Consider the following 6,806-nt stretch of genomic DNA (forward strand, 5'->3'; position numbering starts at 1 on the left):
CTTGTTGGAAGAGGTGGATGAGTTGTTCTCGTTGGTGTTGGGTGAGTGAGCTTCGTGCTCGCATAGGAGATGCTCCCCATTAGTTGGTGACTGTTTTTTAGTAGTCCAACTTATGGGGAGCAGTTCATTCAAGGGGTCTGGGCTGCTTTTATGCTCTGGCAGTGCTGAACCTACCGGACTGAATCTACTGGGCGGAATCTACTGGGCCGTGGGGTTGAGCACGCGGGAGAGGAAGAGCTGGGTGCGCTCGTACTGGGGGTTACCGATGACGGCGTCGGAGGGGCCCTCTTCGACCACCACGCCGCCGTCCATGAAGACCACGCGGTCAGCTACATCGCGGGCGAAAGCCATCTCGTGGGTTACTACGATCATGGTCATGCCCTCGGCAGCGAGCTGGCGCATGATAGAGAGCACGTCGCCCACGGTCTCGGGATCAAGAGCGCTGGTGGGCTCGTCAAAGAGCATGAGGGCGGGGTTCATGGAGAGGGCACGGGCAATGGCTACGCGCTGCTGCTGACCACCGGAGAGCTGGTCGGGGTGGCGGGCCGCCTTATCGGCCAGGCCTACCTTTTCGAGGTTGGCCAGGGCGATTTCTTTAGCTTCGGCCTTAGAGCGCTTGAGCACCTTGACCTGGGCAACGGTGCAGTTTTCGAGCACGGTCAGGTGGGGGAAGAGGTTGAACTGCTGAAAAACCATACCCACAGAGCGGCGCATGGCATCGATATCGACGTCGGGGTCGGTCACCGAGTGACCGGCCACCTCGATGCTGCCGGAGTTAGGGGTTTCGAGCAGGTTGACGCAGCGGAGCAGGGTGGACTTGCCCGAGCCGGAGGGGCCGATCAGGCAGACGACCTCGCCGGGGGCTACCGACATGTCGATGCCCTTGAGCACTTCGACGTCGCCGTAGGACTTATGCAGGTTGGTGATGGTGACGGACGCGGGTACGGTCTGAAGAGGCATGGCTGGTTCTTCCTGGGGTAGGTGAGGCTTTACTTGCGGAAGCGGGCCTTGGCGCGCTTTTCGAAGTGGCGGGCAAGAAAGCCCAGCGGGACGGTGATAATCAGGTAGCAGGCGCCTGCCAGGACGAGCGGGGTCAGGCCAGCGCCGGAACCCGAGATACCTTCACGGCCGAACTTGGTCAGTTCGTACTGGGCCACCGACATACCGAGCAGGTAGACCAGGGAGGAATCCTTGGTGAGCAGGATAATCTCGTTAGTGAGCGGGGGCAGGACGATGCGGAACGCCTGGGGAATAATGACGGTGACCATAGCGCGGGTGTGGCTCATGCCCAGGGAGCGGGCTGCCTCGTACTGGCCCTTGGGCACAGCTTCCAGGCCGGCGCGCAGTACCTCACCGATGTAGGCAGCCGACACCATACCGAGGGCCAGCATGACGGTGACGTAGTTATTCAGGCGCAGGCCGAAGGCCAGGGGGATGCCGTAGCCGAAGGCGATAAAGACCAGCAGCGCGGGCAGACCGCGGAAGAGCTCAATGTAGAGCGAGGCTAGCCAGCGGTAGGGGGCAACCGATGAAATCTTCATCAGGGCCAGCAGAACACCACCGGCCAGGCCCACCACGAAGCCTAAGGCCGTGTAAATCAGGGTGTTCTTGAGAGCAACGGTGATGATGTTGGGGAATTGCTGGGCGATAATCTCGGGGTTGAAGGCCTTATCGCGCAAGGTAGCCCAGTCGGCAACGAGAATAACGACGAGTGCGATGATGGCCAACAGGGCGCACTGGGCGTAGCGGGCGTAGGTTTGTTTCTGCCGGGTCGACAGTGCCATGGGTGGTCTTTTCCTTTTGTTTCCCCGGTTGCCCGGGCTCGTATCGGCGTAGAAGAGGGGTATACGGGTGAGGGGTAGGCCGCTCCTGCGCTAGCCTACCCCCGTTGGTGAGCTTGGGTTTATGCTACTACCCGTTGTCCGTGGTTACTGGGATACGCCCAGGTACTTTTCGCGCAGGTCTGCCAAGCGGCCGTCCTCTTCCATCTTTTTGAGGGTGGCGTTGGCGGAGTCAAGCAGGGCAGTGTTCTCGGTAGCAACGGCGCCAGCGATCTGCTCACCGGTCTCGATTTCCTGGACTACAGAGAGGGATGAGTCAGAAGTCAGCATTTCAGACAGCACGGTGATGTTACCGACGATGGCATCGACTTGGCCGGTCTGTACTGCTTGCAGGAGCAGGCCGTTGTCTTCGTACTGGACGGTGTTAGCGCCGGCTTCCTGGGCGTACTTTTCACCGCTGGTAGCCTGCTGCACGCCGATGTTGCGGCCGGAGAGGTCAGCATCGCCCTTGATGTCGGAGCCAGCGGGAACGAGGATCGCCAGGTTGTCATCGACGTAGGAGTCGGTGAAGCTCATGACGGTCTTGCGCTCGTCGGTGATGGTGATGCCTGGCAGGGCGATGTCGCACTGCTTGGAGGAAAGGGCTACACCGGACTGGATGCCCTCGAAGCTGGTGGTGAACATTTCGGCTTCGACGCCCAGGTCTGAGGCGATAGCTGCTGCGATATCGGCGTCCAGGCCAACAATCTTGCCGTTTTCTTCGTATTCGAAAGGAGCATAGGGAGGGTTGGTGCAGACGGTCAGCTTGCCCTCTGAAATCAGAAAAACGCCTGACTCGGCAGTGGTACCGGTGCTGGATGAGCCACAGGCGGTGAGCATCAGGGCGGCTGCAGCGAGAGCGAAGGGAGCCTTCTTCATGGTGTACCTCGTATCTAAAACTGTGTAGGTGCGATGTGCTTTGAGCTTTATTCTGCCCCGCTATGCGTAAAAATGCAAACCTATGCATGAATATTCATTATGAATTTTTCACACACCCCCAAGGTGAGCTTTAGACACAAACATGACAAAATAGGCAGGGTGAACCGAGCAGACCTTAACAAAAAGACCACCGACATCTCCTCCATGTTCGATCAGGTAGCCGAGCGCTACGACCTGATGAACGGCATCATGTCGCTGGGCCAACACATCTACTGGCGCAAGCAGACCGTTGCTGCGGTCGACGCCCACCCCGACCAGAAGGTCCTTGACGTCGCCGCCGGAACCGGCACCTCGTCCGAGCCCTTCGCCGACGCCGGTGTTAAGGTCATCGCCGCCGACCTCTCCGAGGGCATGCTGGCCGTAGGCCGCCGCCGTCGCCCCGACATCGAGTTCGTACAGGCGGACGTCACCGCCCTCCCCTTTGCCGACGAAGAGTTTGACGCCGTCACCATGAGCTACGGCCTGCGCAACGTCGCCGACTACCCCCAGGCCCTGCGCGAACTCTACCGTGTGACCAAGCCCGGCGGACGCATCGTCATCAACGAGTTCTCCACCCCCACCTTCGCCCCCTTCCGCGCCATCTACCGCAACTACATCATGAAGCTGATTCCGCCGATTGCGCGCAAGGTCTCCTCTAACCCCGAAAGCTACGAGTACCTGGCCGAGTCCATCCTGGCCTGGCCCGCCCAGGACGAGCTGGCCCGCCACTTCACCGAAGCAGGCTGGCAGAACGTTCAGTACAAGAACCTGACCGGCGGCATCGTAGCCCTGCACCGCGCTTATAAGCCCGAGCAGTAAACCCGGTAGACTTACACCAGCAGCTTGCCGCGGCTCTGGGCCGCAGCCACCCACCGAAGAAATGCGAAAGACACCGTGACTGAACCCACCAGCTCCCCTATGAGCGTTGAAGCGCTCATGCCCGAAGCTGACTTCAACCTGCCCAAGGGGTTTGAACTCATTGCGCAGGACGCTGAACTCGGCCCCAAGATTCTTGAGGCCCTTTCTGAGGTTGAGCAGCGCCTAGAACGCGCGGTTGCCCAGACCAATCACCTGGCAGACGTAGCCTCCCGCCACCTGCTTTCTGCCGGTGGCAAGCGGGTACGCCCCCTGCTCACTCTGCTGGCAGCAGAGGCCGGTGGCGGTATCAACGACCGGGTCATCGACGCTGCTGTTGTTGTTGAGCTGACCCACCTGGCTACCCTCTATCACGACGACGTCATGGATGACGCCCCCAAGCGCCGCGGTGTAGACACCGCCCAGAACATCTGGGGCAACTCGGTCGCTATTCTGACCGGCGACCTCATCTTCTCCCGCGCCTCCCTGATTGTTTCCGAACTGGGTAGCCGCGCTCTTGCCGTCCAGGCCCAGACCTTTGAACGCCTGGTACTGGGTCAGCTCTTCGAAACCACCGGCCCCGAGAAGAACGAAGACATTCTCAGCCACTACATTAAGGTCATCGAGGGCAAGACAGGCTCCCTCATCGCGGCAGCAGGCTCCTACGGCACCATCCTGTCGGACTCCCCCGAAGCAACCGTACAGATGCTGGCCCGCTACGGCGAATTGGTAGGCGTGGCCTTCCAGCTGGCCGACGACGTCATCGACGTCACCAGCTCGGGGGCAGCCTCCGGCAAGACCCCCGGCACCGACCTGCGCGAGGGCGTCCCCACCCTACCCACCATCCTGCTCGATCGAGCTGCCGCAACCGGCGACCTGGAAGCCCAGCACGTCCAGCAGCTAATTCAGGGTGACCTGACCAGCGACGAAGCCCTGGCCCAGGCTGTTGAAGCACTTTCGGCCCACCAGGCCACCACTGAAGCCTGGAAGATTGCCTACCAGTGGGCTGACGACGCTATTGCGGCCATCGAGCCCCTACCCGACTCAGTGGTCAAGGAGGCCCTCAAATCCTTCGCTCACGCCGTCGTCCACCGCGACGCCTAGAGCTACTCCCGGCGGGAAACCGCCGGGATTTTTTCACCCAATTTTCTATCCACTATTTGAGATTTATTTATCACTTGCTAGTCTGAACCCACATACTACAAAAGATTCATTCACACTTAGCCCTGCGGAGGACTACTCACATGAGTTCAAACCCCACCTCGGCGCCCAAGAAACGCGAAGGCTTCTCAAGCCGCAAGGTCTTCATCTTTGCAGCTATCGGTTCAGCCGTTGGCCTCGGTAACATCTGGCGCTTCCCCTACGTCGCCTACGATAACGGCGGCGGTGCCTTCATGATTCCCTACCTGGTCGCCCTGCTCACCGCGGGTCTGCCCTTCCTCTTCTTTGACTACGTCATCGGTCACCGCGCCCGTGCGTCCTCTCCTCTGGCCTTCCGCCGTCTGAACCGCAAAACCGAGTTCATCGGCTGGTGGCACATGGGCATCAACTTCATCATCGCTATCTACTACGCAGCGATCCTTGCCTGGGCCGCCCGCTACTTCATCTACTCCTTCACCCACGCCTGGGGCGACGATCCGCAGACCTTCTTCTTCGCGGACGTCCTGCAGCTGGCTGACCCCGTAGCCCTAACCTTCGATTTCGTGCCCGGCATCCTCTACCCCCTGATCGGCATCTGGGTGCTGCTGGCCCTCATCATGTCCCTGGGCGTACAGAAGGGCGTGGGCCTGGCTAACGTCTTCTTCATCCCCGTGCTGGTCATCATGTTCCTGGTTATGGTCGGCTACTCCCTGACCCTGGACGGCGCAATGACCGGCCTCGATGCCCTCTTCACCCCCGACTGGGTCGCTCTAACTGAGCCCGGCGTCTGGGTTGCAGCCTACGGCCAGATCTTCTTCTCCCTGTCCATCGGCTTCGGCATCATGATCACCTACGCCTCCTACCTGAAGAACAAGACTAACCTGACCGGCTCCGGCGCTGTTGTGGGCTTCGCTAACTCCTCCTTCGAGCTACTGGCCGGTATCGGCGTCTTCGCAGCCCTGGGCTTCATGGCAACCGCCGCTGGCACCCAGGTCTCTGAGGTAGCAACCTCCGGTATTGGTCTGGCCTTCATCGCCTTCCCCACCATCATCTCCCAGGCCCCCGGTGGCACCCTGATCGGTGTACTCTTCTTCGGCTCCCTGCTCTTTGCCGGCTTCACCTCCATGATCTCCATCGTCGAGGTTATCGTTGCCGGTGTTGAGGACAAGTTCAATCTGGGCCGCGTACGCTCCACCCTGCTGGTTATTGCTCCCATCGCGGTGATTTCCACCCTGCTCATGGCTACCACCTCCGGCCTCTACGTGCTCGATATCCTGGATAACTTCGTCAACCAGTTCGGTATCCTGGCCGCAGGCCTGGTCTCCATCTTCGTGGTTGCCTACCTGCTGCGTGCCCTGCCGATCTTCCGCGACCACCTCAACGAGCGTTCGTCCTGGAAGATGGGCAAACTCTGGATGATCCTGCTGGCAGGCGTCACCCCCCTTATCCTGGGCTACTCCCTGATCAACACCTTCATCGGCCTGATCAACGAACCCTACGAGGGCTACCCCGACCAGATGCTCAACATCTTCGGCTGGGGCATGGTCATCGCCCTGCTGGTCGTAGCCATCATCATCTCCATGCTGCCCTGGTCTAAGACCTCCCGCGCAGCGCTGACTCCCCCGGCTCCCCCGATTGCCGGCGGCAAGGTCGTCCACGGCCACGTAGACGCCACCGCCCAGTCGGCAGCCCAGTCAGCCACTGAAAAGGAAGGTGCCTAGCATGAGCTCCATCGCCATCGTTATGCTGATTGTCTCCATCGCCCTCATCTGGGGCGGCCTGGGCCTAGCCCTGGTTCACCTCTCCCGCAACCCCGACGAGTCGGGTAGCGAGGTAGAGGCCGACGAGACAACAGTTCCCTGGGCCACCGAAACCGCCCAGAAGTAACCGGCCCTCCACAAAGAAAAGCCCCTCCACACGCAGTGAACTAGCCCCCGAAAGTTGGACTGGTTTAATCCTAGACCGTCAGGGCTGCCAAAGCCTGGCTCCGATACCCCATCGGAGCCAGGCCCTTTAATCGCTCCTGAAGCCTACCGTTGTTATACCAATAGATATAGTCATCAACCGCCTGAC

The 6,806-nt window shown here is 60.4% G+C and carries 8 protein-coding genes; 4 read left to right on the forward strand and 4 right to left on the reverse strand.

The features are described from left to right. Positions 1-198 precede the first annotated feature (198 nt). The 3 genes from E4U03_RS12080 to E4U03_RS12090 all read right to left on the reverse strand — a co-directional run bounded on the left by E4U03_RS12080 (position 199) and on the right by E4U03_RS12090 (position 2,699). A complete protein-coding gene (locus tag E4U03_RS12080) occupies positions 199-960 on the reverse strand; it encodes an amino acid ABC transporter ATP-binding protein (protein WP_135013973.1) in 762 nt (253 codons plus the stop codon). A 29-nt stretch (positions 961-989) separates the two neighbouring features. After that, complete coding sequence (locus E4U03_RS12085; RefSeq protein WP_135013974.1) at positions 990-1,784, reverse strand: amino acid ABC transporter permease; 795 nt, start codon at positions 1,782-1,784, stop codon at positions 990-992. Positions 1,785-1,928: 144 nt separating this feature from the next. Next, positions 1,929-2,699 (reverse strand): ABC transporter substrate-binding protein, encoded by a 771-nt coding sequence (locus E4U03_RS12090; protein ID WP_135013975.1) that lies wholly within the window; start codon positions 2,697-2,699, stop codon positions 1,929-1,931. Positions 2,700-2,798: 99 nt separating this feature from the next. Here E4U03_RS12090 and E4U03_RS12095 point away from each other — a divergent pair, with 99 nt between their 5' ends. The 4 genes from E4U03_RS12095 to E4U03_RS12110 all read left to right on the forward strand — a co-directional run bounded on the left by E4U03_RS12095 (position 2,799) and on the right by E4U03_RS12110 (position 6,620). Beyond that, positions 2,799-3,557, forward strand: coding sequence for a demethylmenaquinone methyltransferase (locus E4U03_RS12095; protein ID WP_135013976.1), 759 nt, complete (start codon positions 2,799-2,801; stop codon positions 3,555-3,557). A 99-nt stretch (positions 3,558-3,656) separates the two neighbouring features. Then, positions 3,657-4,697, forward strand: a complete 1,041-nt coding sequence (locus E4U03_RS12100) for a polyprenyl synthetase family protein (protein WP_135013979.1) — start codon at positions 3,657-3,659, stop codon at positions 4,695-4,697. A 140-nt stretch (positions 4,698-4,837) separates the two neighbouring features. Then, on the forward strand, positions 4,838-6,454 hold the full coding sequence (locus E4U03_RS12105; protein ID WP_135013977.1) for a sodium-dependent transporter: 1,617 nt from the start codon (positions 4,838-4,840) through the stop codon (positions 6,452-6,454). A gap of 1 nt (position 6,455) precedes the next feature. Further along, positions 6,456-6,620: a methionine/alanine import family NSS transporter small subunit gene (locus E4U03_RS12110; protein ID WP_135013978.1), complete on the forward strand. Its 165-nt coding sequence runs from the start codon at positions 6,456-6,458 to the stop codon at positions 6,618-6,620. Positions 6,621-6,690: 70 nt separating this feature from the next. On the opposite strand, the gene E4U03_RS12115 is transcribed toward E4U03_RS12110, so the two are convergent. Continuing rightward, the coding region (locus E4U03_RS12115; protein WP_135011154.1) for an IS3 family transposase at positions 6,691-6,806 on the reverse strand (116 nt) is incomplete at its 5' end.

Source organism: Rothia nasimurium (assembly GCF_004569295.1).
In the GTDB taxonomy this organism is placed as follows: Bacteria; Actinomycetota; Actinomycetes; order Actinomycetales; family Micrococcaceae; genus Rothia; species Rothia nasimurium_B.

Bases quoted from the DNA above. Each gene is read 5' to 3' on its own strand.
- E4U03_RS12105 (WP_135013977.1), top strand. From the start codon at position 4,838: ATGAGTTCAAACCCCACCTCGGCGCCCAAGAAACGCGAAGGCTTCTCA.
- E4U03_RS12100 (WP_135013979.1), top strand. From the start codon at position 3,657: ATGAGCGTTGAAGCGCTCATGCCCGAAGCTGACTTCAACCTGCCCAAG.
- E4U03_RS12085 (WP_135013974.1), bottom strand. From the start codon at position 1,784: ATGGCACTGTCGACCCGGCAGAAACAAACCTACGCCCGCTACGCCCAG.
- E4U03_RS12090 (WP_135013975.1), bottom strand. From the start codon at position 2,699: ATGAAGAAGGCTCCCTTCGCTCTCGCTGCAGCCGCCCTGATGCTCACC.
- E4U03_RS12095 (WP_135013976.1), top strand. From the start codon at position 2,799: ATGAATTTTTCACACACCCCCAAGGTGAGCTTTAGACACAAACATGAC.
- E4U03_RS12080 (WP_135013973.1), bottom strand. From the start codon at position 960: ATGCCTCTTCAGACCGTACCCGCGTCCGTCACCATCACCAACCTGCAT.
- E4U03_RS12110 (WP_135013978.1), top strand. From the start codon at position 6,456: ATGAGCTCCATCGCCATCGTTATGCTGATTGTCTCCATCGCCCTCATC.